The 24442-nt window shown below is 42.8% G+C and carries 27 protein-coding genes; 5 read left to right on the top strand and 22 right to left on the bottom strand.

The window, feature by feature from the left end; all coding sequences use genetic code 11:
* Window positions 1-11 precede the first annotated feature (11 nt).
* From hisG to DD657_RS14490, 6 genes are all read right to left on the bottom strand, one after another.
* The gene (gene hisG / locus DD657_RS14515) at window positions 12-869 is read right to left on the bottom strand and encodes an ATP phosphoribosyltransferase (RefSeq protein WP_287050602.1); all 858 of its coding nucleotides are present in this window, start codon (window positions 867-869) and stop codon (window positions 12-14) included.
* Between the two features lie 366 nt (window positions 870-1235).
* Window positions 1236-2282 (bottom strand): hypothetical protein, encoded by a 1047-nt coding sequence (locus DD657_RS14510; protein WP_287050601.1) that lies wholly within the window; start codon window positions 2280-2282, stop codon window positions 1236-1238.
* Between the two features lie 30 nt (window positions 2283-2312).
* Window positions 2313-2852, bottom strand: a complete 540-nt coding sequence (locus DD657_RS14505; RefSeq protein WP_021988190.1) for a DUF4924 family protein — start codon at window positions 2850-2852, stop codon at window positions 2313-2315.
* 11 nt (window positions 2853-2863) lie between these two features.
* On the bottom strand, window positions 2864-3259 hold the full coding sequence (locus DD657_RS14500) for an RNA-binding S4 domain-containing protein (RefSeq protein WP_021988189.1): 396 nt from the start codon (window positions 3257-3259) through the stop codon (window positions 2864-2866).
* Window positions 3260-3509: 250 nt separating this feature from the next.
* Window positions 3510-4085 carry an aminoacyl-tRNA hydrolase gene (pth, locus tag DD657_RS14495; protein ID WP_021988188.1) on the bottom strand — a complete coding sequence of 192 codons (576 nt, stop codon included), beginning with the start codon at window positions 4083-4085 and terminating at the stop codon, window positions 3510-3512.
* Between the two features lie 14 nt (window positions 4086-4099).
* Complete coding sequence (locus DD657_RS14490) at window positions 4100-4669, bottom strand: 50S ribosomal protein L25/general stress protein Ctc (protein WP_021988187.1); 570 nt, start codon at window positions 4667-4669, stop codon at window positions 4100-4102.
* 392 nt (window positions 4670-5061) lie between these two features.
* Between DD657_RS14490 and fdxA the strand changes: the two genes are divergently transcribed.
* Window positions 5062-5232 carry a 4Fe-4S ferredoxin gene (fdxA, locus tag DD657_RS14485; protein ID WP_021988186.1) on the top strand — a complete coding sequence of 57 codons (171 nt, stop codon included), beginning with the start codon at window positions 5062-5064 and terminating at the stop codon, window positions 5230-5232.
* Between the two features lie 37 nt (window positions 5233-5269).
* On the opposite strand, the gene DD657_RS14480 is transcribed toward fdxA, so the two are convergent.
* Both DD657_RS14480 and gldB read right to left on the bottom strand, forming a co-directional pair.
* Window positions 5270-5797 carry a 5-formyltetrahydrofolate cyclo-ligase gene (locus DD657_RS14480; protein WP_287050599.1) on the bottom strand — a complete coding sequence of 176 codons (528 nt, stop codon included), beginning with the start codon at window positions 5795-5797 and terminating at the stop codon, window positions 5270-5272.
* 12 nt (window positions 5798-5809) lie between these two features.
* A complete protein-coding gene (gene gldB / locus DD657_RS14475; protein ID WP_287050597.1) occupies window positions 5810-6805 on the bottom strand; it encodes a gliding motility lipoprotein GldB in 996 nt (331 codons plus the stop codon).
* A 109-nt stretch (window positions 6806-6914) separates the two neighbouring features.
* On the opposite strand from gldB, the gene DD657_RS14470 reads away from it, so the two are divergent.
* Window positions 6915-8483: an NAD+ synthase gene (locus tag DD657_RS14470; protein WP_021988183.1), complete on the top strand. Its 1569-nt coding sequence runs from the start codon at window positions 6915-6917 to the stop codon at window positions 8481-8483.
* Window positions 8484-8494: 11 nt separating this feature from the next.
* Window positions 8495-9214, top strand: a complete 720-nt coding sequence (locus DD657_RS14465) for a Crp/Fnr family transcriptional regulator (RefSeq protein WP_021988182.1) — start codon at window positions 8495-8497, stop codon at window positions 9212-9214.
* 135 nt (window positions 9215-9349) lie between these two features.
* Here DD657_RS14465 and DD657_RS14460 read toward each other — a convergent pair whose 3' ends face one another.
* Together DD657_RS14460 and DD657_RS14455 are read right to left on the bottom strand one after the other, a co-directional pair.
* Window positions 9350-9922: a DUF6434 domain-containing protein gene (locus DD657_RS14460; RefSeq protein ID WP_118773217.1), complete on the bottom strand. Its 573-nt coding sequence runs from the start codon at window positions 9920-9922 to the stop codon at window positions 9350-9352.
* On the bottom strand, window positions 9919-10365 hold the full coding sequence (locus DD657_RS14455; protein ID WP_068690659.1) for a GNAT family N-acetyltransferase: 447 nt from the start codon (window positions 10363-10365) through the stop codon (window positions 9919-9921). Before DD657_RS14455 ends, DD657_RS14460 begins: the two co-directional genes overlap by 4 nt.
* Before the next feature lie 117 nt (window positions 10366-10482).
* On the opposite strand from DD657_RS14455, the gene DD657_RS14450 reads away from it, so the two are divergent.
* Window positions 10483-11316 (top strand): MerR family transcriptional regulator, encoded by an 834-nt coding sequence (locus tag DD657_RS14450; RefSeq protein WP_021988179.1) that lies wholly within the window; start codon window positions 10483-10485, stop codon window positions 11314-11316.
* Between the two features lie 35 nt (window positions 11317-11351).
* Here DD657_RS14450 and DD657_RS14445 read toward each other — a convergent pair whose 3' ends face one another.
* The 3 genes from DD657_RS14445 to DD657_RS14435 are packed head-to-tail and all read right to left on the bottom strand — an operon-like array spanning window position 11352 to window position 13618.
* A complete protein-coding gene (locus DD657_RS14445) occupies window positions 11352-12152 on the bottom strand; it encodes an MBL fold metallo-hydrolase (RefSeq protein WP_021988178.1) in 801 nt (266 codons plus the stop codon).
* 49 nt (window positions 12153-12201) lie between these two features.
* Window positions 12202-13257, bottom strand: coding sequence for a winged helix DNA-binding domain-containing protein (locus DD657_RS14440; RefSeq protein ID WP_068690661.1), 1056 nt, complete (start codon window positions 13255-13257; stop codon window positions 12202-12204).
* Window positions 13199-13618, bottom strand: coding sequence for a winged helix-turn-helix transcriptional regulator (locus DD657_RS14435; protein WP_021988176.1), 420 nt, complete (start codon window positions 13616-13618; stop codon window positions 13199-13201). The genes DD657_RS14440 and DD657_RS14435 overlap by 59 nt, the downstream gene beginning before the upstream one ends.
* 144 nt (window positions 13619-13762) lie before the next feature.
* On the opposite strand from DD657_RS14435, the gene DD657_RS14430 reads away from it, so the two are divergent.
* Window positions 13763-14290: a DJ-1/PfpI family protein gene (locus DD657_RS14430; protein ID WP_068690663.1), complete on the top strand. Its 528-nt coding sequence runs from the start codon at window positions 13763-13765 to the stop codon at window positions 14288-14290.
* A gap of 134 nt (window positions 14291-14424) precedes the next feature.
* Here the strand turns inward: DD657_RS14430 and DD657_RS14425 are convergent, their stop codons facing one another.
* The 9 genes from DD657_RS14425 to DD657_RS15195 all read right to left on the bottom strand — a co-directional run bounded on the left by DD657_RS14425 (window position 14425) and on the right by DD657_RS15195 (window position 24241).
* Window positions 14425-15057, bottom strand: coding sequence for a nitroreductase family protein (locus tag DD657_RS14425; RefSeq protein WP_021988174.1), 633 nt, complete (start codon window positions 15055-15057; stop codon window positions 14425-14427).
* A gap of 12 nt (window positions 15058-15069) precedes the next feature.
* The gene (locus tag DD657_RS14420) at window positions 15070-16158 is read right to left on the bottom strand and encodes an FMN-binding protein (RefSeq protein ID WP_287050593.1); all 1089 of its coding nucleotides are present in this window, start codon (window positions 16156-16158) and stop codon (window positions 15070-15072) included.
* Between the two features lie 99 nt (window positions 16159-16257).
* The gene (locus DD657_RS14415; RefSeq protein ID WP_068690669.1) at window positions 16258-17706 is read right to left on the bottom strand and encodes a sensor histidine kinase; all 1449 of its coding nucleotides are present in this window, start codon (window positions 17704-17706) and stop codon (window positions 16258-16260) included.
* A gap of 37 nt (window positions 17707-17743) precedes the next feature.
* Complete coding sequence (locus DD657_RS14410) at window positions 17744-18868, bottom strand: sensor protein KdpD (RefSeq protein WP_287050592.1); 1125 nt, start codon at window positions 18866-18868, stop codon at window positions 17744-17746.
* Window positions 18869-18963: 95 nt separating this feature from the next.
* On the bottom strand, window positions 18964-19662 hold the full coding sequence (locus tag DD657_RS14405) for a hypothetical protein (protein WP_287050591.1): 699 nt from the start codon (window positions 19660-19662) through the stop codon (window positions 18964-18966).
* Between the two features lie 25 nt (window positions 19663-19687).
* A complete protein-coding gene (locus DD657_RS14400) occupies window positions 19688-20266 on the bottom strand; it encodes a K(+)-transporting ATPase subunit C (RefSeq protein WP_287050588.1) in 579 nt (192 codons plus the stop codon).
* A gap of 104 nt (window positions 20267-20370) precedes the next feature.
* On the bottom strand, window positions 20371-22404 hold the full coding sequence (gene kdpB / locus DD657_RS14395) for a potassium-transporting ATPase subunit KdpB (protein WP_287050586.1): 2034 nt from the start codon (window positions 22402-22404) through the stop codon (window positions 20371-20373).
* 71 nt (window positions 22405-22475) lie between these two features.
* A complete protein-coding gene (gene kdpA, locus DD657_RS14390; RefSeq protein WP_287050583.1) occupies window positions 22476-24182 on the bottom strand; it encodes a potassium-transporting ATPase subunit KdpA in 1707 nt (568 codons plus the stop codon).
* A gap of 11 nt (window positions 24183-24193) precedes the next feature.
* A complete protein-coding gene (locus DD657_RS15195; protein ID WP_353745302.1) occupies window positions 24194-24241 on the bottom strand; it encodes a potassium-transporting ATPase subunit F in 48 nt (15 codons plus the stop codon).
* Window positions 24242-24442: the final 201 nt, after the last annotated feature.

Genomic DNA, 24442 nt, shown 5'->3' with positions numbered 1-24442 from the left:
TCCGATTAAAATTAAAAAATCATTTTTTCGATAGGAATTATCAATATCCCTTCGGCACCTACCGCTTTCAACTTCCCGATCACTTCCCAAAATTCATTTTCCTGAACGACGGAATGTACCGAAACCCAACCTTTCTGACGGAGAGGCATAATTGTCGGACTCTTCATTCCCGGCAACAAAGCACACACTTCGTCCAATACTTTTTCCGGAGTATTCAATAAAATGTATTTACTATTTTTAGAAGCTAACACAGCCTTGATCCGAAACACCAACTGATCCAGTATATCCTTTTTCTCTGTTTCCAGGTTTGGATTCGCCGCTAATATGGCCTGAGATTCGAATATCTTATACACTTCTTTCAAACCGTTCTTTACCAGTGTACTGCCGGTACTGACAACATCACAAATCGCATCCGACAACCCGATATTCGGTGCAATTTCGACAGAACCGGAAATCTCGTGTATTTCGGCTTCAATAGCATGCTCCGTCAGAAAGTCTTTTAACGTATTCGGATAGGAAGTTGCTATTTTCTTGCCTTGCAAATAAGACAAATCTTTGAACTCAACAGCCCTGGGCACTGCTATCGACAATCGGCAACGGGAAAAACCCAAATCCAAAACAGGAACAATACCGGTTTTCTTTTCTTTTTCGGTATTATCTCCGATAATGGCTATATCGGCAATCCCATCCCGTACATACTGAGGTATGTCTGAATTTCTCAGATACAATACTTCCAGTTGAAAATTAGAAGCCTGAGCTATCAACTGATCCTTACCCACATTGAGAGAAATACCACACTCTTTTAATAAAGTCAGGGAGTCTTCACTTAACCGACCCGATTTCTGAACAGCGATTTTTAAATTGGTCATAACGTTAGGATGATTTTAACGCTATACCTGAACCAGAAAGGAATATAAAAAAAGCCCGCCTGATTCAGGCGAGCTTACTATACTATTTAAGATTACAGCACAGGAGCATCATCTCACCTGAAAACAGCGATGGCAATGATGATGGTTATGATGTAATACAGATTTTCTCATTTTTTCAATTTTACAGGGACAAATGTAGAAGGAAATATGGATTATCCAAAATATACAGAACAAAATGTTACATTTTTAACAATCGAACGTATAAAAGCAGCCGGAAATGAAACAAGATACCCGTAAGATTTATCAAACCTTACGGGTATCCTGAATTCCGGACATTCCTTGCACACTATAGCCGTAACAAACGGTCTACTGAATATAAAGGTTACCGCTTCTGATATCAACCAACACTTTTCCGTTGTATTTCTTATCTCCGACAAACCCGGTTTTCACAATTACATTCTTCTCTGATGTCGGCTGCTCTGTCAGCTTCAGACTGCGGGGTAAATCCATTCTCTTCAAAGCTTTATTATATCTAAGCTCCAGGTTATATCCGGCACCGTCCATAAAAGTCAGACCTACTTTTGTATAAGAACCTTTCACCTCTACGGCAGAAAAATTAAAATGGATATTCCGCACGTTAATTTCCCCATATTTCATATCCATCTTCAACTCGTCACCAATATCCTGTATCTCAAATTTCGTCGAACCGGCATTACCGTTCATACTCTCGATCTGTCCCAACTTCCACTCTCCGCCACGGGATGAAATGTTCAATCTGGTTACAGACTCCAGTGTCCCCGTACAATTATCCGGACTTATTTTTATCTCATTGGCATTATCGATCTTAATATCGCATCCCTTAAACTGCCCGTTCAGTTTATCCACATCGGTTATCCTCAAGCTCCCGTCAGATTGATTGATCTGCAATTCTCCTTCTTTCAAACTGCCTCCCTGAAAATTACCGGATTTGATATCCACAATCAAATCTCCGGAAAAATTATCGACAAATACGTTTCCTTCTTTATTAATCAAACGTAATTTTATTCCTTTCGGAATAATCACCTTATAATTTATTGCGATCTCGACTCCCGACAGCAATTGCTTAAAAGTCATGTCTTTTCCGATTGTCGTCTCCAGATTCAAAAAAGCACCGTTCACGACGTCCTTCACATCAATATACTCCATCAGCTCATCGGCTTTACTACCGGATTTTGCCGTCACAGCAATACTGGCTGAAACGGTAATCTGATCCGCCTCTTTTTGCTCGACTTCAATCTGTCCGTATTGATTGGAAATCACAACCTCTTTAATATCGCCTTTATCGAATGACTTCTGATATTCTTTTTTACTGGTTACAGCTTGTAAATTCAAGCTGATCACCATAATCCCTAAAATAATTAATATAGCCTTCATGGGTTTATTCTATTAAATACAATAATAAGCTTATTTGTTTTCTTCTTCCATTTTTTTATACCGGGCAGCCAGATAACCGATCATTTTACCAAAGGCTTCCATGGCCTGCAACGTTTGAGCCGACACCTCTTTCTTTTGCAACCGCAGCATCAAATGTCCATATAAAGCATTCAATGCCAATTCAACATCCGACACCTCATTCCCGACCCCTGCTTTTGTCCGGAATTCCACCAGATTCATGGCAGCCCCGGAGACAATCTGCTGATAACGCATATCGTGAACCTCATGCAGCAAGAAAAAATGTAATTCCGTCAACTCATTCACATCATTTCTCAAAACCTGGATATGTCCGGCTTGCTCCACTTTTTCCATCCGCATCATTTCGATCAGATTGTCATACCAGTCGTACATTTCCTGTGCCGTTTTTTCATCCACCTGAAAACGAGCGATCAATTCGTTCTTTACCCGGTTGATATCCAAGCCCAATCCCCTCAACATATCCTCCACCTGCCACATATACAATATATATTCGGCAATATTACTCTTTTTTTTCTCTCTGGCTATTAACATGATACTTGTATTTAATCCTCCTCATCACAATTTTTCATCCGGTCGATCATCCGGCGGTCACGCTTCGTAGGACGACCGCTTCCTCTTTCCCGGTATTCAAAACCCCATACCTTTGCCGCATTCAGCAAGTCCAACTGCTCCTGCGGTGTAATGTCCTCCACAAAATCTGCTGCCAGTTGGGCCGACATACGTTTATCAGCAAGCTTTTTCACCAAAAAATGACGCTCGATAGGAGACATCCTCACCCGGACAATCTCACCGGCTCTCACTTCCCTCGACGCCTTCACATGCACATCTCCTATCCTTACATGTCCTTTGGCACATTCCTCAGCAGCCAACGTCCTTGTTTTGAAAATCCGGACAGCCCACAGCCATTTGTCTATCCTTACTCGATCTCCCTCTAACATACCTCTTAAATTATAGATTCGTGTCTTTCTATCGTTACAAAAATACAACCTCTCCGGTTAAAAAAGAATTTACTCCCCTCAACAAAACTCCTGCTCCGATAAATCTAAAATTACACAATGAGTCCGTCCCAGTGTGTAATTTCCAGGCCGGCTCTGTTTCAGTTTAAAATCTGAAATTCCAGCCGGAACCGGTCGCACCCCCGGTCGTAAATCGTAAATCAAAAATCTTTAGGGTGCTACGATTCCGTTGTTATTCCGTAATTACCTTGCCGTTAAACATCGTCATCGTCTTCCCTAATCCTTGCAATACAAAGCTAACGATAATCTCTTCACACCGGTGCAACATAGCCGGTAAATGTTTTTGTTCGTCTTCATGCCAGGTCCCCAGCACATAGTCGATCTGGTGTCCTTTTGAAAATACATTCCCGATACCAAAACGCAAACGGGCATAATTATCCGTACCGAGAATCAGATTGATATTTTTCAAGCCATTATGCCCTCCGTCACTACCTTGTCCCCGCAACCGAAGGGTTCCAAACGGCAATGCCAAATCATCGACAATTACCAACACGTTTTCCAACGCTATTTTTTCCCGCTGCATCCAATAACTCACGGCTTTTCCACTCAAATTCATATAGGTGTTCGGTTTCAGTAACACCAAAGAACGTCCTTTCAATTTGACTTCGGCAACAGCTCCGTAACGCATATCTTCAAAAACAGCATTGGACGCCTCAGCAAAGGCGTCCAACACACTAAATCCGATATTATGTCGCGTATCCTGATATTCGGGGCCGATATTACCCAACCCGACAATAAGATACTTCATAATTTCACTTCAAACTATTTTTTATCTTCTGCGGCTTTTGCAGCTCTTGTCATCTTAACCTGAGCAACAACCACCTCTTTTGCATTTACAATCTCGAATTTGTCGAAAGACAATTCTTTTACCTTGATTGATTTACCCAATCCCAAAGAAGTTACGTCAACATCCAACTCTCCCGGAAGATCAGCCGGAAGTGCTTTTACCTTCAATTTACGGATAACCTGCACCAATTTACCACCGGCTTGAACACCCTCTGCAAAACCTCTCAATTTCACAGGAATTTCCATTATAACCGGTTTATCAGCAGAAATCTGGAAAAAATCAATGTGTAATACACGATCTGTCACCGGATGAAATTGGATATCTCTCATTACAGCATTATAAGAAGTTCCGTTGATATCCAATTTTATCGTATATACCACCGGAGTATACAACAATTTAGAAAGATCTTTCTCTACAACAGAAAAATGTACATTTTCTCCACCACCATAAAGCACACAGGGAACTTTTGCATCTACTCTTACAGCTTTTGTTGCTTTCTTGCCTAAATCGTTTCTCTTTTCTCCTTTTAATTCAAATACTTGCATAATAACTCATATTACGTGCTACTCAAAAACAGGCCTAAACTCCGGGGGTATAAGCCAGCCTGTTTTCCCATCACACTATTTTCCATTATTCCCCGTTTAAAATCAGGTGGCAAAATTACAAAAATTATTGGAAAACAGAAATAAGCCGATATAAAAAATGAGGCCTCCCGGACTAGCATTAGCGTGTGTGTATTGGGAAAGATACTGCGTCATCCGAAAAGCCTCAAAATTTGTCATTTATTTACGCAAAAAAAACAGAGATGTTCTACTCTTTAATAACAATTAAATACCCCTAAAGTTTTTTGCAGGAACAAATAAAACCCCGAAAACCTTTTTTCTTTCAAATAATGATTTTATTTTTGCCCATTATTAATCAATAAAACCTAAAAGAAATGGCTTACGTTATATCTGATGATTGTATCTCTTGTGGTACATGCGAAGGAGAATGCCCGGTAGGAGCAATCTCTATGGGTGCTGATCATTATCAAATTGATCCGGATGCATGTACCGATTGTGGAACTTGTGCCGGAGTTTGTCCGGTGGAAGCCATCAAACAAGCTTAAGAAAAAATAAAAAAAGCGACTTTTTCAAGTCGCTTTTTTAATGGATGACAATATCCATCCGGACATCATTCCCGTCTATCGGGACCTCATCTACAAACTGGAAATCAAAACACAATCCGGCTTTATAAGCACGGCAATATTTTAAAATCCGATCGTAATAGCCTTTGCCCCGCCCCAAACGATTTCCCCGGGCATCAAAAGCCACTCCCGGGACAATTACAAAATCTATCAGGCTCAAATCCGTAAACAAAGTCCCGACCGGCTCCGGGATAGCAAATGCTTCCCCGGGACACAAGGCTTCTTCACTATCAAAATAACGCAATTCCAATTCGTCTCCCCGGACGCAAGGCAATAAAAACGTTTTCTCTTTTGCCCATTCGATAATAAAATCATGGGTATACACTTCATCCTCCATCGACCAATATCCCAACACCACCTCAGCCTGCTGGAAACACTCGTTTTGCTCCAGTTTTTTCCACAAAGGATAAGACATTTCTCTTTTTTCTTCCGGAGTATGCCGCCTCTTCAGTTCCCGGATGTATTTTCTCAATTCTTTCTTTTCCATCTTTCAGATCAATTAAAGTTTATAGCCGGATATCCGCAATATTTTATGGTAATCCTGTTCTTTCATCAGTGCTTCCATAGAAATGTCCTGCTTCTTCATATAGGACCGGATTATCCGGTATCCGTTCCATACGACAGCCTTACCGGGAGATTCTGCCGGCATTCCCGATGTAAAAGGAGCATCAAACAAAAATTTACGCAACAGCATCTGTCCTGTTCCAAATAAATATTCATTCTCGACCAGAAAACCCCACATCTGCTTCTCATTATCCTTACACCATTGCAACTGTTCCGCCGTATAATCGAACAACCTTTCCGGAGCATAGTCCGGCAATAATTTCTCCAACAAATAAATAACCTTCCCCTGATACAACATCCCGCTTACCAAATCATTGTGCCGGGGAATAAAAGGGAGCTCGGTACACAACCAGCCGAATAAGGCATCCTTCACAATATTTTCTCTCCCCATACGTCTCTGCATATACGCCGGTATAGGAGTCGCCAACATCCGGTAAAAAACACAATTTTCTCCCAAATAATTATCCAGACTGATTCCTATAAAGCTACTGTCTACAATGACCGATTGATTAAAACCGGAAATATGAGTATACAACTGCGGAATCCGACTGTCGGGGAAATAATAGGCGTAATAAGCAAAAGCCCGGGAAAATTCCTGTTCCTGCTCATACATATCTTTATATTTTACCTGTACAGAATCATATACCTCGTTAATGACCGAATCTTTCAAAAACAATGAAAACAATCCGGGAAGTTCCGGGTCATCTGCATTTCCCAATTGCAATACACCGGCAACATACACCTCAAAAAAAGCACCGTATTTCTCCCGCATTTTCTTCACATCCGGCTGCTCCTTATCCAATGCAAATACATCCCGGTCAAAACGAAGGATTTTTCTGTCTTTTAAGAGCTTACTGACATCCGGACGCTTATCCGAATGACATCCCATAAACAAAAGAAAAAAAATTAAAAGAATATATTTAAACTTCATCTTATTTTTTATTCATTTTTAAAGGTAGAAATTGTAATTTTACGACAAAGATAAAACTTAAAATCAAAGGTAAAGACTTAAAGACAAAAGATATACCAAATATAAATTTATGCGTATAGCCATACCTCAACTCAACTATCATACTGGAGATATTCAAAAAAACCAGGAAATCATGCTGCAAGCTATCCGAAAAGCACGCAGTGAAAAAGCAGATCTGATTGTTTTTCCGGAACTTGCCGTATGCGGACCGATGGCCGGCGATTGGCTCGAACGGGAAGATTTTATTGATGCATGCAGGATGGCCGTAGACCGGCTGGCAGAAGCCTGCGGACCGATGGCCGCTATTATCGGAGCCCCGAATCTGGATATATCCAATGGGATCATGTATAATTCAGCCTACTTTATTCAAAACGGCGAAGTTTGTGACGGTGTTCATAAAACGATTTTAAGCGATTACGATATCTTCAATGAAAGCCGTTATTTTGTCGCAGGGGAAGACAACTCATCCATTCGTTTCCGCAACCAAAACATCCGCATCTTATTCGACGAATACGAAACGGAATTTATCGAAAAACAGGACAGTCTGGTTATCTTTGTCGGTACCGCCCCATTTACGACGGACAGCCTTAATTATCGCAAAACAATACTGGAGAGTATATCCCGGAAATACGGTAAACCCATTGTATCTTTAAATTATACGGGCGGGGCAACCTCTGTTTTATTCGACGGCAATTCGATGGTATACACTCCCAAAGGCACATCGGTCTGTCAAATGCGCTCTTTTACCGAAGATTTCCAAACCATCGACCTGACTAAACTGAATAGTTTACCTCCGATAAAAAACAAACCGGATACACCGATCGCATTGATCCACAATGCCCTGGTAAACGGCATACGGGATTACTTCTACAAACACGGTTTTACCCGGGCTGTGCTCGGTTTGTCGGGAGGTATCGACTCGGCCGTTGTCGCAGCATTGGCAGCGGAAGCCCTTGGAAAAGACAAGGTGATGGGACTACTGATGCCTTCCGTTTATTCTACGGATCATTCCGTAACCGATGCCATCGAACTGGCCGAGAACATAGGTATGCCCTATGAAACCCTGCCGATTAAGGAAATATACAACGGTTATCTGCAAAGTCTTAAACCCCTTTTTAAAGACCTGCCTTTCAATGTAGCGGAAGAGAATTTACAGGCGCGTATCCGGGGGACCTTGGTTATGGCTGCCTCCAATAAATTCGGCTCTATTCTGTTGAATACCTCGAATAAAAGTGAGGCCGCAGTAGGATACGGAACTCTATACGGAGATATGTGCGGTTCCCTGTCTGTTATCGGCGACCTATACAAAACCGAAGTATATAAACTGGCCGTTTACCTGAATCGTGAAAAAACGATTATCCCGGAAAATACGATCCGGAAAGCACCTTCGGCCGAGTTACGGCCGGATCAGAAAGACCAGGACAGCCTTCCGCCCTATGATATTTTAGACACGATACTGAAACTATACGTGGAAGAAAACCGGTCGGCAAGAGAAATCAAAGCCCAAGGATACAATCCGGAAACCGTGGATCACATCATTCAATTGGTTACCCGTAACGAATACAAAAGGGCTCAATGTCCGCCTATTCTCAAAATCAGTAAAAAAGCATTCGGATCCGGCCGGAGAATGCCTTTCTAAAAACAAGTGCCATGCAAATCATTACTGACAATAACCTTCACAATCAGCTATGCCGGGTATGCATTGAAAACCCTCACTCGCTGTTGTCAGAACTCGACGAAAAAGCAAAACGGCAAATCGTCGAAGCCACTGTATGCATCTCCTACAAAAAAGGAGATATCATTTATGAGGAGGGAAATATGCCGATGGGGTTATTATGCCTTCTTACCGGCAAAGTCAAGATATTCAAAGCAGGTATCGGAGGCCGGCAACAAATCGTCCGTATGGCAAAACCGGTAGGCTTTATCGGCTACCGGGCTTTCTTTGCCGAAGAAATACATATCGCTTCAGCAGAAGCGATCGAAGATTCTATCGTTTGCCGCATAAAAACAGAGTTGATTTTCAATTTGGTCCGTACCACTCCCGACTTAGCGATGGACATTATCCGGGCTTTTGCTACCGACCTCGGCTTTTCCAATCGCCGGACTGTGACTCTTACCCAAAAGCACATCCGGGGACGCCTTGCCGAAGCATTGCTGGTACTGAAAGACACCTATGGCTATGAAGAAGACAACGCAACCCTCAAAGTATGCCTTACCCGGGAAGATTTAGCCAATCTGTCCAATATGACAACGGCAAACGCAATCCGAACCCTTTCCAACTTTGCCACAGAAGGCGTTGTAGAACTTGTCGGCAAAAAAATAAAAATTATACAAAAAGAAAAACTGGAACAAATCAACGAGCAAGGATAAAATAATCTTCGAATTTACAGCTTTTAATTTACGATTTTAGAGTAAATGAATCTGATACAAAGTAAATCACCAGACCATTTTAAATTTACAAGGAGAAGCCGGATTTCAAAATTACAAACTCCCTTTCAAAGCAAATCACTTTTCGGATAACACACTCAGGTCCGAACGTTCATAGCGGTGCGTTCCGGGTAATGATTTTTTATAATTCCAGCAACAAATCGCTTCCCGGAAAGATTTCCCGGGATTATCAAGGAAAAAATCACGGATATAAGTATTGTATTCAAACTGCCTGTCAATTTCTGCCGTTTTTTGTTGTCCGCACATTTCAAACCACACGTTCACCGCTTCTGCATAAGTACTCCCGGCATGAGACTTCAGCCACTTTTGAAAAGCAACCCGGAAAGTAAAGGAAGGACCGACAATCTGCCGAAAAAAACGCCTGTGCCTTTCGGAACAAACCAGATTTTCTTCAATCCGGCTTTCAAGGGTAATCTCCCGCTGCCGGTGTCTTGCTCTATGCTGCACCACAGGCTGCAATTTCTCCCCTGTATCCAGAAAACACCGAATCCGCTCTGTCAGTTCTTCCTTGTTTCCGCAACTTGACAATCCGGATGCACGGCAAAAAGCGACCAACTCTTTCCGCAAATAATAATACTGTTTAAAAGTCGTGCTGTCTAAATCTGCACATAATAAAGGTCTCCCGGTCATTTTTTCAATTTTAAATGCAATATCGGAAAAGGATTTCCCTGTCCGTCCAATTCCGAACGACGAAAACGACGAAATCCCAAATGCTCGTAAAAACCGACAGCCTGTGGATTCTGCTCATTGACATCCACATAACGGACGCCCAATGACAAGGCCTGATTTATCATTTTTTTCCCCACCCCTCTTGCCCGGCACTGAGGATGTACAAACAACATCTCTAATTTATTCCCCTCTATTCCCATAAAAGCAACAGCCTTATCCCATTCGTCACAAATACAATAGACATTTTCCAACTGTTTTATCCCCTCTTTTACCAAAGGCCGCAAGGCTACAATATCAGATTCCGATAAAAAAAAATGTGTAGCCCGGACCGACAATTCCCACAATTTCACCAATTCATCCACTTTTTCCGGTTTAACCGGAATAATATCCTTATCCAAAACCATAAATTTTATACCTAATTATTTGCCTTCAAAAATAATTAAAAATTTAACACCCGATTCCTTGACTCGTACCTTAGGGCATAGTATATCTTTGCATCCGAAACATTTGCGCAAAAGTTTATGAGTGAGTATAAAATTAAATTTAAAATCGGTGAATTTTCCAGGCTCAACCGTGTAACAGTCAAAACCCTCCGCTATTATGAAGAAATCGGATTGCTGGTTCCTTACGAAACCGACGAATGGACAGGTTACCGTTACTATTCGGTAGAACAGTTCCAACAGGTGAATACCATCATCTATTTGAAACAGCTCGGTTTTTCTCTCGAAGAAATCCGGGACCTGTTTGCGACCGGTCGACATACACCCTCATTAGCTGCGATCGAAGCTAAAATCAGGCAATGTGAAGGCGAGCAAAAACAACTTCAACGGCGTTACAATGAACTCAACAGCTTGGCAAAATCCCTGCAAAAAGAAAAAAAAATGGAAAAAGTATTTATCAAATCGCTTCCGGCCATTATCGTAGCCAGTCATCGTCGTATCATCAACGGATACCGGGAATTATTCGATCTTTGCCCGAAAATTATCGGTCCGGAAATGGAACGACTGGGATGCACCTGTCCGGAGCCGGGTTATTGCTATACCATCGAACACAATAAAGAATACAACGAAAGCAACATCGACATCGAATACTGTGAATCTGTTAATGAAAAAAGGGAAGACTCAGAATTAATCCGCTTTAAAGAAATACCAGCCGTCCCTATAGCCGTCTGCATAAAACATCGCGGAGGGTACGAAACCTTTCCCCAAACATTTGCACAACTCTTTGAGTTTGTTGAACAAAACGGCTACAAAATCATAGATAGTCCCCGTTTCAGTTATATCGACGGCATCTGGAATAAAGAATCCGAAGAGGAATGGCTCTCCGAAATCGAAATTCCCGTAAGCATAGATTAACCCCCGAAAAACACAGAGGATCGTTCCTCTGTGTTTTACAACCCGATGCGTTCCAGATCGTCGGGAACAAACACATGGCCTGAAAAGACAGAGCAAGCCTCTCCGGTATACTTTTCTTTACGGAATACCAGGTTTTTATCTTCCGTATGGTATAAAACCAGATTTCGCACCTGCAAAGCTTCAGCCAGCTTTCCCGCATCCAATGCCGTACTGTGATGTTTTTCGTAAGGCGAAAAAATTTCCCGGTCGGCATACAGACAAAAAGCCTCTGACAACAGCCAATCAGCTCCTTCCACATATTTTCGGCAAACTTCATTGTAAGGTTCATCCCCCAAGCAAACCAATCTCTTCCCATCAGGCAATACAGCCCGGAAACCGAACTGCTTCATCTTTGTCGATGCAATATCAAAAAACTGTAACTCCATCCCCAGGGCTTCCGCCTTTTCCCCGTTCGTAACCTCATGTAAACGAATCCGGTCGCCCAAATAGCGCACAATCTTCCGAGGCAAAGTCAATTGGCAAAAAACGGTCAATGCCTTCACGACTTCATCGTGTCCGTAAATTACAAAATCACCCGTATACTTTTCTTGCGACATCAAGGTAGCGATCTTTCGGATTACCCAAATTACCCCCAATACATGGTCCGTATGTGCATGTGTCACAAACATCCGGTGTATCCCGGTAAAGGGAATACCCGCTTTTTCAAGCTGATTGAAAATTCCGTTTCCTCCGCCGGCATCCACCAAAAAATATTCGTCCTCGTTCCGGAGGGCGAAACAGGTATTGTAGCACTTCGTTACCATGGCATTCCCTGTGCCTAACATAATTAATTCCATATCCGATTGACTTTATTACACGATAAAAATAATCCGTTTTTTTCAAATTCTATTTTTCTTCCCTAAACTTCCGGTATCTGTTTTCGGCTGCTTTCAACGGTCCATTCTCCACTTTGTCCGCCGGTTCAAAAAAGGACACATCAATATTGATTTTTCCTTTTTTAGTCTCCCTGCTCCAATTACCGATAATCCGTCCTTTATAAAGCAGTACCGGATAAAAAATCCCCCATCTGTTGAACGCTTTCGGATAATGCTGAGGATCCAAAACAGCACTCCGATCTTTATAACTGATCAAATATTCGTCGTAAGAAGGCAAAAAATGTATGTGGTCCCCGATAGCTTCCCGGCAAGATTCATGAATAAAAAATTCCTGTAATTCAAACTGCATGGTAATCAATTGATTTCCAATCGCCCCTATTGCCGATTTTGCTTCTGCAACCGTCAATCCGGACCACCATACGAAATCTTTCAGCGTCGCCGGAGAATGACTCCTGAAATAATTCAATGCCAATTTAGCCAATGCCTCGTCCTTGCTCAATTCCCGTACCGGAGCAACACGCTCCTCGATAAGGGCATAAGTCGGTTTTCCATCCCGGTCGGCACCGCTACAAATAATGCCTTCCACCTCTGCCCGAAGCATATAGCGTCTTACCCGTTCATCCTCCGTCAAAATTCCGGCTCTATTGAATTCAATCGTCATTTCTTCTTTCGTCAGGCTTTTGTTCCCCGACAATATTTTTCCCAGCAAATCATTACACCGGGTATATACATCCTCCGGAATATCAATCCCACTTGCTTTTGTCCACAAGTCTACACACTTCTTTATGCGTGCTCCCGACAATTTCAACATCCACCGGATGTCCTCTCCCGCCACCCAATGCCAGGTAGGACGCATTATATGAGTACGTACAATTTCCCCCTTCTCCAAAGCTTCATTGACCATCCGAAGCGTTCCCCCTTCTATCCGCATCCCCACGGCCCATTTCGACATATCATAATCCTGTGCCTGTACAGCCCCCATCCACGCGACCAAATCACGCGGACATTTAAAAGCCGGAGTCGCCAGTTGCTGGCTTCTGAAACGCATTTGAGCAATTTTCTCCATAATCCTGGTTTTCGTTATTAAATTTTCTCTCGGCCAAAATCTGCGGCATATTGGCCATTGCCCATCCGACCAAGCCATCCAGATAAGGCATAAGACTATCCCCCCTCGGCGTCAGCCGATACTCCACACGAGGAGGCACTTCCGGATACACTTTACGACTGACCAAACCATCTGCTTCCAGAGTCCGGAGAGTAACGGCAAGCATCCGCTGTGAAATATCACCGATACTTTTCTGTATGTCACAGAAACGCATCACCTCATTCGCATGCAGCGTTGACAACACCAGCATTCCCCACTTACTACTCAAGCGACTGATTATATCCCGAACCGGGCAATCCGTTGTATGATGGAAATTTTGCATATTTTAACTTTACTTTATCCGCCTGTGCACCAACATTAGTAACACCCGTGTAAGTATCTTATCTACAGGTTTGTTCTTGTTTATCCGCCACAGACCCATTAACTTTACGATACAAAAATAATAAACTTACTAAAAATAACTATCATGACAAAGAAAATTGCTGTACTAGCTGTAAATCCTGTAAACGGCTTCGGTTTGTTTCAGTATCTCGAAACTTTCTTCGAAAAAGGTATTTCCTACAAAGTATTTGCTGTAGCCGACTCGACCTCCATCTCTACGAACTCCGGCATAAAACTGGAAGTCCATGACACAATTGCCCATCTCAAAGGACATGCTGACGAATACGATGCCTTAGTATTTGCCTGCGGAGATGCCATTCCGGTTTTTCAGAACAATGCAGACAAACCGTTCAACATCGATATGCTGGCCGTTATCAAAGAATTTGCAGAGCATAAAAAACTGATGATCGGCCATTGTGCAGCCGCATTACTGTTTGAAATAGCAGGCATCACCGAAGGCCGGAAACTGGCTGTACATCCGCTGGCTAAACCGGCAATACAGAAAGGTATTCCTACCGATGAAGCTTTCACTATCGACGGAAATTTCTATACCGCCCAATGCGAGCACAGTATTTCCTCTTTCCTACCCGAATTGCTGAAAGCTTTACAATAAGATAACGGCAGTCAACGGACATTCCTGTTTTTGATTTACGATTAAAGAAAAATACGCCTGAGAATCAGGAAGATTTACAGGCTCAATCTAAAATCGTAAATCAAAAATCATAAACCTGAAATCCATAAAGACAGTCAGTCCTCTCCCCAATATTCATAATGAATATTCCCGGGTTTCCATTTGTCTTTGATGGCAGGTGTTTCTGCGGGATAGCCAATAGGAATGACATTTAACGGAACGATATACTGAGGCAGACGGAGTATTTGTTGTACACTTTCAACCCTGTCCGGTATAGGATAAAGTCCTGTCCATACGGCTCCCAAACCTAAACCATGGGCGGCCAATAACAGATTTTCCGTAGCAGCAGAAGCATCTTGTATCCAGTAATCGGCGGCTTCACCCTCCAGAGCTTTGGTTAAATCACCGCAAACGACAATCGCCAGTGGTGCTTCAGCCGTCATTTTTGCATAAGGAAGAGTAGCGGCTAATTTTTCCAATGTTTCTTTCTCTCTCACAACAATAAAAGCCCAGGGTTGTTTGTTGACTGCGGAAGGAGCGGCCATGGCTGCCCGAAGCAATTGTTCGACTTTTTCTTCCTCGACGGCTTGTTGTTGATAAGCCCGGACACTTGTCCTGGTAGCGATGACATCCAGAATGGACGGTGAATCGCTTGGGGAAGGTGACTCATTTGTATCAAAAGCTATTTTTATGCACAGTATAACAAGTACAATAGCCAGCAATAGGTTCAGAACTTTAGACGTATTCATAATCAGAAGACTTTATTTGGTTTGTTGCGACAGTTTCAATAAGGTCCCGGTCGGACAGACGAAACGACAATACGGTCTTTGGATCACACAGGATAACAACAGAAAAACACAGGCCGCAATAATAATCGGCCAGGCAGCCTGATCAAACAGGAAAGCCGTAAAAAGCTCGTAGTCCATCAGCTGGAAACCGACCCCCAACCACATGAAAAACAAAAGTAAAAACCACAAACTTTCCCTGAAATAGGTCAGGTATATATTGATTTTTGCACTTATCGGCAATTTGTAAGGGACAGCTTTTCCGATTAATTCCTGTAAAGATCCCATAGGGCACAACCAGGAACAATAGTGGCTTTTTTTTCCCAATAACGGAAAGACAAAAGCAGCAATTAAAAGTAACAACGGAATAAGGGCGGTTCCGATACGGATACCATTGGAAAAATAGTTGGTCAGTAAAGGCAGTGATATAAAACTTCCACTCCAGAATCCCAAAATGACAACATTCAGTATCAATTGAAACAATCTGATTTTAGGAGATTTTGTCATCCAGGGAACGATCAGCCCCAACAGGACGACCAAGAGAACACAAAAAAATTTAAAATCCAGACTCGGAAGTATACTTTGACCGGATGCCGAAGGGACACTTTTCAAGTATTGCATGGCCCTTTGCACCGATAGAATAATGGCATCCGATGAAAATGTCGCCCCGGAAACGGCATCGACTTTTTTCTCCAGTGCTTCATCCGGAGACAGGTTATCCCACTGCGTAAAAAGTCCGTTATCAACGACATCTGCCAAAAATCCAGGCGTTTCGGAATTTTCCAGTACTACAATTTTAATAATACGCCCTTCTTTCAGATAAATATCAAGTGGTATATTTCCCCCATACCCGAAAATATCCTTAGCAATTTGACCGGTTGTCAGAATCTGGATTCCGTCAGCTGCCTGGCGGAGGGTAGCAATCGTATCCGATTGCCCGACAGAAATATTTTTTTTCGTCAACGGAATACCGAAAACTTTGTGTTCTTTATTTATGGCGACAGCCAGAAGTAGTAAAAGGCAAGTAAGTAACGAAACGATTTGCCGGATTTTTAAATATTTCATAAGTTGCACATACAGACCTTGGTTAATCCAATGCGAAGTTATATTTTTAATTGACAAATATTTGCAAATTCACTATTTTTTGCAATCCGATAACACTTGTTATGATTTCAATCGCATAATAAAAGTACTTCCTTTACCCAATTCACTCTGCACAGTAAGGGAGCCATTATGCGCCTCCACGAAATCCCGGGAAATGGAAAGGCCTAAACCGCTACCTTGTACCTTGGTACCCGGAACCCGGAAATAATGGTCGAAAATACTTTTATGATAGCGCGGATCGATGCCTTTGCCAAAATCCTGCACATACATTTCAATGTAACCGTCACCGACACTACGGGCTCCGATGATAACCCGGCTGTTCTCATGAGAATAACGAATTGCATTACTCAACAAATTCGTCAGTACCCAGGCGATTTTTTCACTATCGACAAACAGTTTGTTTATCTTATCTTCGGGATATTCTACTTCTATCTGAATATTGAATTTCTCCGCCTGTACCTGATTGGCTTTAATGGCATATTCTATCAATTCTATCGGTTTTGTAATCTTAGGTTTCAATTGCAACTTACCGGATTCTACCTGGGTCATATTCAGCAATTCTCCGGTAATATCAAGCAATCGGTCCGCATTTTCTTTGATACTGCCGGACAATTCTTCCTGTTCAGGATTCAAAGCTCCGACCCGTTTGTCTTCCAACAATCTTAAACTCATCAATATAGCCGAAATCGGAGTCTTCAATTCATGCGAAATTGTCGAAATAAAAGTCGTTTTAGCCGAATCGAGCTCCTTAAATTCGGTAATATTTTTCAATAAAATAACATATCCCTTCTTTTCCGGAGTCCGGTTGTCCGTCTTTGTTTGGGTAATCGTCATGTATTTGGCCTGAAAATAGCTTTCTTTATTATCAGCATAAATTTTCAACGGTTCTTTTTTTCCCTGAGGAATATCTCCGATTAATTCCCGGATCAACTTTCTCAATAAATCGTTCCGCAAAGCAATTTCCTGGGCCGAATGCCGGAGCACATCGTTCCGCTTCAAACCAAACACATTCAACGCCTCATCATTGACAAACAAAATCTCCATCTCATTATTCAAACCGATAATCGGTTCGTTAATGCTATTGATAATCGTCTCCATATACTTTTTGGCAGCCATCATTTCAGCTAATGTACTGGCATGATAATCGGCAAGACGCTGAGCCATTCTGTTAAAATTCCGGGACACTTCGGCAAATTCCGCATTATCCCGGATATCCAAACGCTTTTCATAATTGTGATTCGCAATCTCCAGAATTGCATCTGTCAGTTCCTTAATCGGTTTATTAATAGCAGAAGGCAAGCGTAATAGCATGGTAAACCCGATAGCGATACAAGCGACGCCGACCACTGAAATCCAAATCAATGCACGGTATAACCCCGGACCGGCAGCCGGACTGTCCGGATCGGTTGCCGTCAATATCTGCAAATTTACCACCGCCAGTACAACCAGCAATACAATCATGGCAACCAAAACACCAATACCGATCGTTAATTTAGCTTTTATATTCATAATCAATTTGTTTATAAACACTATCCGCAAGCTTTCATTATGCAAGTATAATCAAATCAATACTCATTTCTTTTAAAGCTCTCAAAAACTTTCGGTATTTTGAAATCTTCAACAATGAGGACGGCATCTGAAAAGCCGGTTGTCCCATACACACGGTTGTAATCTGGCGGCTACGACAGATTTCAATAATCGTGTCTATCACATGAGGCGATACTATTTGTACCACCTCCCCGCCCAGTTCCGTTGCCAGTTTAAAATGATTCAGCAAATGCCGTTGAGAGGCTAAATCAATACGGTCGGAACGCTCTCCGGGTGTCTGCACATAAAGTGTAATGAAAGTCGTGTTGTAATGCGTTGCCAGCCGGGCAGCTTTACGGATAATATGACGGGGCGTTTTTTCATTTGTACTGATACAAGCTAAAAATTTCTCGTGACGAACCCCAACATCTCCCGATACGACCTCATTTTCCACCTTTTTTTCCACCCGGAAAGCCACTTCTTTCAAAGCCAGCTCCCGCAATTGAAGAATATTTTCGGTTTTAAAAAAATTATTTAACGCCACCTGTATTTTTTCCGGTCGGTAAATTTTTCCGGCCTTTAACCGATTTATCAACTCTTCCGCTGTCAAATCGATATTCACCACCTCATCGGCATCCTGCAAAACCTTATCGGGAATACGTTCTTTCACTTCAATTCCCGCAATACTTCTCACCTCTTCATTGAGACTTTCAATATGCTGGATATTGACTGCTGAAATCACATTGATTCCTGCATCCAATAATTCCAGTACATCCTGCCAGCGCTTTTCATTACGGCTTCCTTCGACATTGGTATGGGCGAGCTCATCTACAATCACCAATTCGGGATGTAAAAGAAGAATACGATCCAGGTCCATCTCTTCCAGCTCCTTGCCTTTGTAAAATATTCCTTTACGGGGAATCAGGGGCAAACCGTCCAGTAATATTTCGGTGCCTGCCCGTCCGTGTGTTTCGATATAACCGATCTGTACATCAATGCCGTTTTCCAGTAATTCATGCGCCTCCTGCAGCATACGATACGTCTTTCCGACTCCGGCTATCATACCGATGTATATCTTAAACTTTCCCCGCCGGGAACGCCTTATCAGGTCCAGAAAGTGTTGTACGTTTTCTTCTCTGCTCATAGAACGGTTTATAAATTCAACATTCGTAAAGTTTACAAAGCAGTCCTTCAGGTAAAGCCACCCGAAGAATGTATTCAGCCCGAAAGCTCCGGTATTTAAAATCCGAGACCGACACCTCCGATCAAATAAGCCTTATCATAAACCGGCGACGCAATCGCCTGAATAAATACAGGAAATGAAAAACGATCCGTCACCTGCAGATATTTACTTGCCTTAAATGAAATATCGGTTATATTAGCTCCATCGGCATCATACATTCCTTGCCAGGGAGTAAAGCCGACAAGCGGGGTCAGTTGAATATCTGCCGGGCCATGAAAGCTGTACGATACAGAAATATAAGTGGAAAAAGCACGGTCCCCTTCATCGTTATCGTCTCCCCCGGCAAACATGGTCGCCCATCCCAGTGTCAAGGGGAACGTCTCACTGACAGAACAGCTCAAAGCTGCCTCAAAATGATGATCATGCTTATAATCACCATAGAGACTACTGATCCCGTTCCACCAATAATCGGTCACCGCAATTCCGAAACGTCCCAGGGTATAACTTAAAGTCAGATCGACCTCCTGTGCTCCGTCCGTTTTTGTCAAACTTTGACTTCCCCAGGCTGTTAAGGCAAGATCTCCATAAGATACGCCCAGAGCCGGTTGTAACGAAAAACCGGAATTCTGGTAAGCTCCGCGCCAGATATAATCACTGACAAAATCAATCTTTCCGGTTACACCGAAGGCTGATTGTGCTTTCATTTCTGTCTTTATGACAATACCCAACACACAAAACAATATTATCTTTTTCATATCGATCACAAAAATTACAATTCTCTCATTTGTTTTTCCGAGCCTCTTCCAAGGCAATATTCAACCTCAATACATTTACTTTTTCCGTTCCCAATATACCCAGCAACGGCTTCTCTACAAGCTCGTCAACAATCGCTTTTACAGAGATAACATCCATCCCGCAGGCTTTAGCCACACGTTCCATCTGTACATAAGCACTTTCGGGCGTAATGTGAGGGTCCAGGCCGGAACCGCTTGCCGTAACCATCTCGGCAGGCACATCTTTACGACTCAGATAGGGATGATAAACAAGAAAACTGTCGATACGGACATTCACCTCTGCCAGATACGCTTCATTCGCCGGGCCTTTATTACTCCCGCAAGAATTAGCAGCATCATAACCGTTGCCGGCACAGGAAGGACGTCCCCAGAAATAGCTGTCCCGGGTAAACATCTGTCCGACATTCGCAGCTCCGACAACCTTACTGTTCAACATAGCCACATCGGCATTTCCCGAATTCGGTCCGGCTACTTTGGCAAACAACCACAATATCAAAATATAAAATACCGAAAAGAAAAGACAAAAAACAACCGTAAGCCGCAATGATTTTATAAAGTTATTCATACTAAATTTCTATTAAATACGCTATAATAAACGATAACACACAAACACTTCAATACACGCTGTATTCAGCGGATTTTGAAAATAAAACCGAAATGCAACCATCGTTAAAAGAACAAACCGATCAACAAATCGATCAACTTAATCCCTATAAACGGAACAATTACACCACCCAAGCCATATATCAACAGATTACGGCGAAGTAAAGCCGAAGCCCCGACCGGTTTATACTGCACTCCCCGCAATGCCAGCGGAATCAAAATCGGGATAATGATTGCGTTGAAAATGATTGCCGATAAAATGGCACTTTCCGGACTATGCAATCCCATGATATTCAATGCTGCCAACTCAGGAATCGATAACATAAACAAAGCGGGCACGATGGCAAAATACTTCGCCACATCATTGGCAATGGAAAAAGTAGTCAACGTACCACGGGTCATCAGCAACTGTTTACCGATCTCGACAATCTCGATCAACTTCGTCGGATCATTATCCAGATCCACCATATTACCGGCTTCCTTTGCCGCCTGAGTCCCACTGTTCATTGCAACCCCCACATTTGCCTGTGCCAATGCAGGTGCATCGTTTGTGCCATCTCCCATCATGGCGACCAACTTCCCGGCAGCCTGTTCCTTTTTGATGTATTCCATCTTATCTTCCGGTTTAGCCTCCGCAATAAAATCATCGACCCCGGCTTTTTCTGCAATATATTTAGCTGTCAAGGGATTATCACCGGTTACCATAACGGTTTTGACCCCCATCTTCCGCAAGCGTTCAAAACGAGCCTGAATGCCCGGCTTTATAACATCTTGTAATTCAATCACGCCGGCCACTTTTTTATCGACACACACAACCAGTGGCGTACCTCCGTTTGCTGTGATATTCTGTATCAGATCTGCCACTTCCGCAGGGAATACATATCCGGCAGATTCGGTCAGTTTACGAATGGTATCGAAAGCCCCTTTACGAATCTCGGTTCCGTCCTTCAAATTAATACCGGAGCAACGCGTTTCAGCCGAAAATTTAATCATCCGGGCCACTTCCGTATGTAAATCACGCATACGGATTCCGGATTCATGGGCCAATTCGAGAATCGATTTCCCTTCCGGAGTCTCATCAGACACGGAAGAAAGTACACAAACCCTGACAAACGCCTGATGCTCCGCTTCGTTTACAGGATAAAACCGGGTCGCCTTACGATTACCGATTGTAATCGTTCCTGTCTTATCCAACAACAATGTATCTATGTCGCCGGCCGTTTCCACTGCTTTACCGGATTTAGTAATCACATTGGCACGCAATGCACGGTCCATTCCGGCAATACCGATAGCAGAAAGCAAACCGCCGATTGTCGTCGGAATCAGACAAACAAATAAAGACAGAAAAGAAGCGATCGTAATTACCGTTCCAGTATAATCGGCAAAAGGTTTCAGCGTCACACACACAATCACAAACACCAGCGTAAAAGCTGCCAGCAAAATGGTCAAAGCGATTTCATTCGGAGTTTTCTGCCGGGACGCTCCTTCTACAAGAGCAATCATCTTATCCAGAAAACTCTCTCCCGGTTGAGTCGTAACCAATACTTCAATACGGTCGGACAAAACTTTCGTCCCCCCGGTCACTGAACTTTTATCTCCGCCGGCTTCCCGAATGACAGGTGCCGATTCTCCCGTTATTGCGCTCTCATCTATAGAAGCCAGCCCTTCTATAATTTCGCCGTCGGCAGGTACGATATCCCCCGCTTCGCAGATGAAAATATCCCCCTTCTTCAATTCAGAGCTGGTAACCGTTACAATTCTACCGTTTACCTGCAATTTTGCCGGAGTCTCTTCACGGGTTTTACGCAAACTATCGGCCTGGGCTTTACCGCGGGCCTCTGCAATCGCCTCTGCAAAATCAGCGAACAACAAGGTAACAAACAGGATTATAAAAACCCAGGTATTATAGGCAAACGAACCTTGCGAATCGTTAACGGCAGAATACAGCATCACAAAAAACATGACGACCGTACAAACCTCCACCGTAAACATAATCGGATTCTTAATCATCAATCGCGGATTTAATTTCACGAATGATTGTTTCAAACTTTCCATCACCTGATCTTTTTGAAACAGGGAGGATGTATTATTATTTCTCATATTTTAAATTTATTATTCCAATAAATCAAACCCCTTAAACCATATCCGGAAACACTTGAAATTCCCCGGTATCACAAACTGAGATGCTCGGCTATTGTGCTCAACGCCTGTACCGGGAAGAACGACAATGCAGCTACAATAAATATGACCGCAAAAGTCATCACACTGAAAGTCACCGTATCCGTCTTGAGTGTACCGGCACTTTCAGGTATAAACTTTTTCTGGGCCAACAACCCGGCGATGGCAACTTGCCCGACGATAGGCAGAAAACGTCCCAATATCAGTACCAAACCACAGGAAAAATTCCAGAACCAGGTGTTGTCACCCAAGCCTTCAAAACCGGATCCATTATTGGCAGCCGAGGAAGTATACTCATACAGCATCTCCCCCAATCCACGATATCCGGGATTATTCAACCATCCGCCTTCACCCGTCACAAATCCGGGAGCATGGACAAAAAGCCAGGCGGCCAATCCGGTTCCGACCAATATGATAAAAGGATGGAGCAAAGCAACGATAGAGGCTATCTTCATCTCCCGCGCTTCTACTTTTTTCCCCAGAAATTCAGGCGTACGTCCCACCATCAATCCGCTGATAAATACGGCTATGATTATAAACGTAAAATAATTCATCCATCCGACACCGACACCTCCGAACCAGGTATTAATCTGCATATTCAGCATTTGAATCATACCGGAAAGCGGCATCGTAGAATCATGCATCCCGTTAACCGAACCATTAGACGTAACCGTAGTCGTTACACTCCACAAAGCCGTCGCCCCTGCTCCCAAACGCACCTCTTTCCCCTCCATCGCTCCGTTTCCCTGTGCGATACCCATCTCATCTATCCGCGGATTTCCGCCCATTTCCTGGCTAACATTAATACCGACACCGATTAAATAGGCCACCAACATCACCCCATAAATACAATATCCCAACTTTCTACGGCGTAAATAAAATCCGAATGCAAGAACCATGGCCATCGGAATAATCAATATCGCTATACATTCCACCATATTCGTCAGGTAAGTCGGATTTTCCAAAGGATGAGAAGAATTGACCCCGAAATAGCCACCGCCGTTGGTCCCCAACTGCTTGATCGGCACAATCGCCGCCGTCGGTCCCTGTGAAACCAGTTGAGTCGTTCCTTCCAGCGTAGTAACTTCCATCTTACCGTCAAATCCCATCGGCGTTCCCTGAAGTATCAAAATAAAACCGACGATTAACGAAAGCGGCAACAGAATACGGGTGCAACTCAGTACCAAATAATTCCAGAAATTCCCGATTGTTTGGGTGGTCTTTGCCGCCAGAGCTTTCATAATTCCGGCCATCGCAGCCATACCGCAGGCAGCGGTAATGAATTGAAACAACATAATTACAAACAACTGGGTAAAATAAGTCAATCCGCTTTCACCGCTATAATGCTGCAGGTTACAGTTCACCATAAAGCTGATACAGGTATTGAATGCCTGATGAGCCGTCTGTCCGGGATTACCATCCGGATTCAGCGGCAAGACACCTTGCAGGACTAACAACAGCATTCCCCAAAGAAACCAACATAAATTCACCGTCAGTAAAGCTTTCAGAAACTGTTTCCAGTTCATCTCTTTTTCCGGATGAATACCACTCAATTTAAAAATCCAGCACTCGATGGGTTTCATGAAATCCATCCACGTCTTTTCACCTTTAAAAACTTTAGCAATATATTTTCCCAACGGATAACTGATCGCTACCATCAGAACAATTTGCACAATTACCCCTAAAATTTCCGCATTCATACTACATCATTTTAAAATTCTTCGGGCTTTATCAGCACATACAACAGATACCCGAACATCACAATACTGAGAATAAATAAAACCGTATACATCCTACAATTCCTCCTTTTTATTAAATCTTTTCAAACCAATCTATGCATTTGAAGAAAAACCAAAAGCAAGCAATCCCGCTCAGTACACACACTAAAAATCCAATCGAAATGAAGTCCATAATCATTTTATTAAATAAATATTATCATTAACCGATTGACGAATATGCC

The sequence above is a fragment of the Culturomica sp. genome (genome assembly GCF_003524185.1).
GTDB lineage: Bacteria > Bacteroidota > Bacteroidia > Bacteroidales > Marinifilaceae > Culturomica > Culturomica massiliensis.
The sequence above is the reverse complement of the archived record's forward strand: the minus strand, read 5'-3'. Positions and strand labels throughout refer to the sequence as shown.

What these genes read in the sequence shown, in the direction of transcription:
- fdxA (WP_021988186.1), top strand. Translation starts at nt 5,062, where the DNA reads ATGGCTTACGTTATATCTGATGATTGTATCTCTTGTGGTACATGCGAA.
- DD657_RS14450 (WP_021988179.1), top strand. Translation starts at nt 10,483, where the DNA reads ATGAGTGAGTATAAAATTAAATTTAAAATCGGTGAATTTTCCAGGCTC.
- DD657_RS14465 (WP_021988182.1), top strand. Translation starts at nt 8,495, where the DNA reads ATGCAAATCATTACTGACAATAACCTTCACAATCAGCTATGCCGGGTA.
- DD657_RS14425 (WP_021988174.1), bottom strand. Translation starts at nt 15,057, where the DNA reads ATGAATACGTCTAAAGTTCTGAACCTATTGCTGGCTATTGTACTTGTT.
- DD657_RS14405 (WP_287050591.1), bottom strand. Translation starts at nt 19,662, where the DNA reads ATGAAAAAGATAATATTGTTTTGTGTGTTGGGTATTGTCATAAAGACA.
- DD657_RS14510 (WP_287050601.1), bottom strand. Translation starts at nt 2,282, where the DNA reads ATGAAGGCTATATTAATTATTTTAGGGATTATGGTGATCAGCTTGAAT.
- DD657_RS14445 (WP_021988178.1), bottom strand. Translation starts at nt 12,152, where the DNA reads ATGGAATTAATTATGTTAGGCACAGGGAATGCCATGGTAACGAAGTGC.
- DD657_RS14400 (WP_287050588.1), bottom strand. Translation starts at nt 20,266, where the DNA reads ATGAATAACTTTATAAAATCATTGCGGCTTACGGTTGTTTTTTGTCTT.
- DD657_RS14410 (WP_287050592.1), bottom strand. Translation starts at nt 18,868, where the DNA reads ATGAGCAGAGAAGAAAACGTACAACACTTTCTGGACCTGATAAGGCGT.
- DD657_RS14460 (WP_118773217.1), bottom strand. Translation starts at nt 9,922, where the DNA reads ATGACCGGGAGACCTTTATTATGTGCAGATTTAGACAGCACGACTTTT.
- DD657_RS14480 (WP_287050599.1), bottom strand. Translation starts at nt 5,797, where the DNA reads ATGGAAAAGAAAGAATTGAGAAAATACATCCGGGAACTGAAGAGGCGG.
- DD657_RS14430 (WP_068690663.1), top strand. Translation starts at nt 13,763, where the DNA reads ATGACAAAGAAAATTGCTGTACTAGCTGTAAATCCTGTAAACGGCTTC.
- DD657_RS14455 (WP_068690659.1), bottom strand. Translation starts at nt 10,365, where the DNA reads ATGGTTTTGGATAAGGATATTATTCCGGTTAAACCGGAAAAAGTGGAT.
- gldB (WP_287050597.1), bottom strand. Translation starts at nt 6,805, where the DNA reads ATGAAGTTTAAATATATTCTTTTAATTTTTTTTCTTTTGTTTATGGGA.
- kdpA (WP_287050583.1), bottom strand. Translation starts at nt 24,182, where the DNA reads ATGAATGCGGAAATTTTAGGGGTAATTGTGCAAATTGTTCTGATGGTA.
- DD657_RS14435 (WP_021988176.1), bottom strand. Translation starts at nt 13,618, where the DNA reads ATGCAAAATTTCCATCATACAACGGATTGCCCGGTTCGGGATATAATC.
- pth (WP_021988188.1), bottom strand. Translation starts at nt 4,085, where the DNA reads ATGAAGTATCTTATTGTCGGGTTGGGTAATATCGGCCCCGAATATCAG.
- DD657_RS14415 (WP_068690669.1), bottom strand. Translation starts at nt 17,706, where the DNA reads ATGAATATAAAAGCTAAATTAACGATCGGTATTGGTGTTTTGGTTGCC.
- DD657_RS14490 (WP_021988187.1), bottom strand. Translation starts at nt 4,669, where the DNA reads ATGCAAGTATTTGAATTAAAAGGAGAAAAGAGAAACGATTTAGGCAAG.
- DD657_RS14440 (WP_068690661.1), bottom strand. Translation starts at nt 13,257, where the DNA reads ATGGAGAAAATTGCTCAAATGCGTTTCAGAAGCCAGCAACTGGCGACT.
- kdpB (WP_287050586.1), bottom strand. Translation starts at nt 22,404, where the DNA reads ATGAGAAATAATAATACATCCTCCCTGTTTCAAAAAGATCAGGTGATG.
- DD657_RS14500 (WP_021988189.1), bottom strand. Translation starts at nt 3,259, where the DNA reads ATGTTAGAGGGAGATCGAGTAAGGATAGACAAATGGCTGTGGGCTGTC.
- DD657_RS14420 (WP_287050593.1), bottom strand. Translation starts at nt 16,158, where the DNA reads ATGAAATATTTAAAAATCCGGCAAATCGTTTCGTTACTTACTTGCCTT.
- hisG (WP_287050602.1), bottom strand. Translation starts at nt 869, where the DNA reads ATGACCAATTTAAAAATCGCTGTTCAGAAATCGGGTCGGTTAAGTGAA.
- DD657_RS14470 (WP_021988183.1), top strand. Translation starts at nt 6,915, where the DNA reads ATGCGTATAGCCATACCTCAACTCAACTATCATACTGGAGATATTCAA.
- DD657_RS14505 (WP_021988190.1), bottom strand. Translation starts at nt 2,852, where the DNA reads ATGTTAATAGCCAGAGAGAAAAAAAAGAGTAATATTGCCGAATATATA.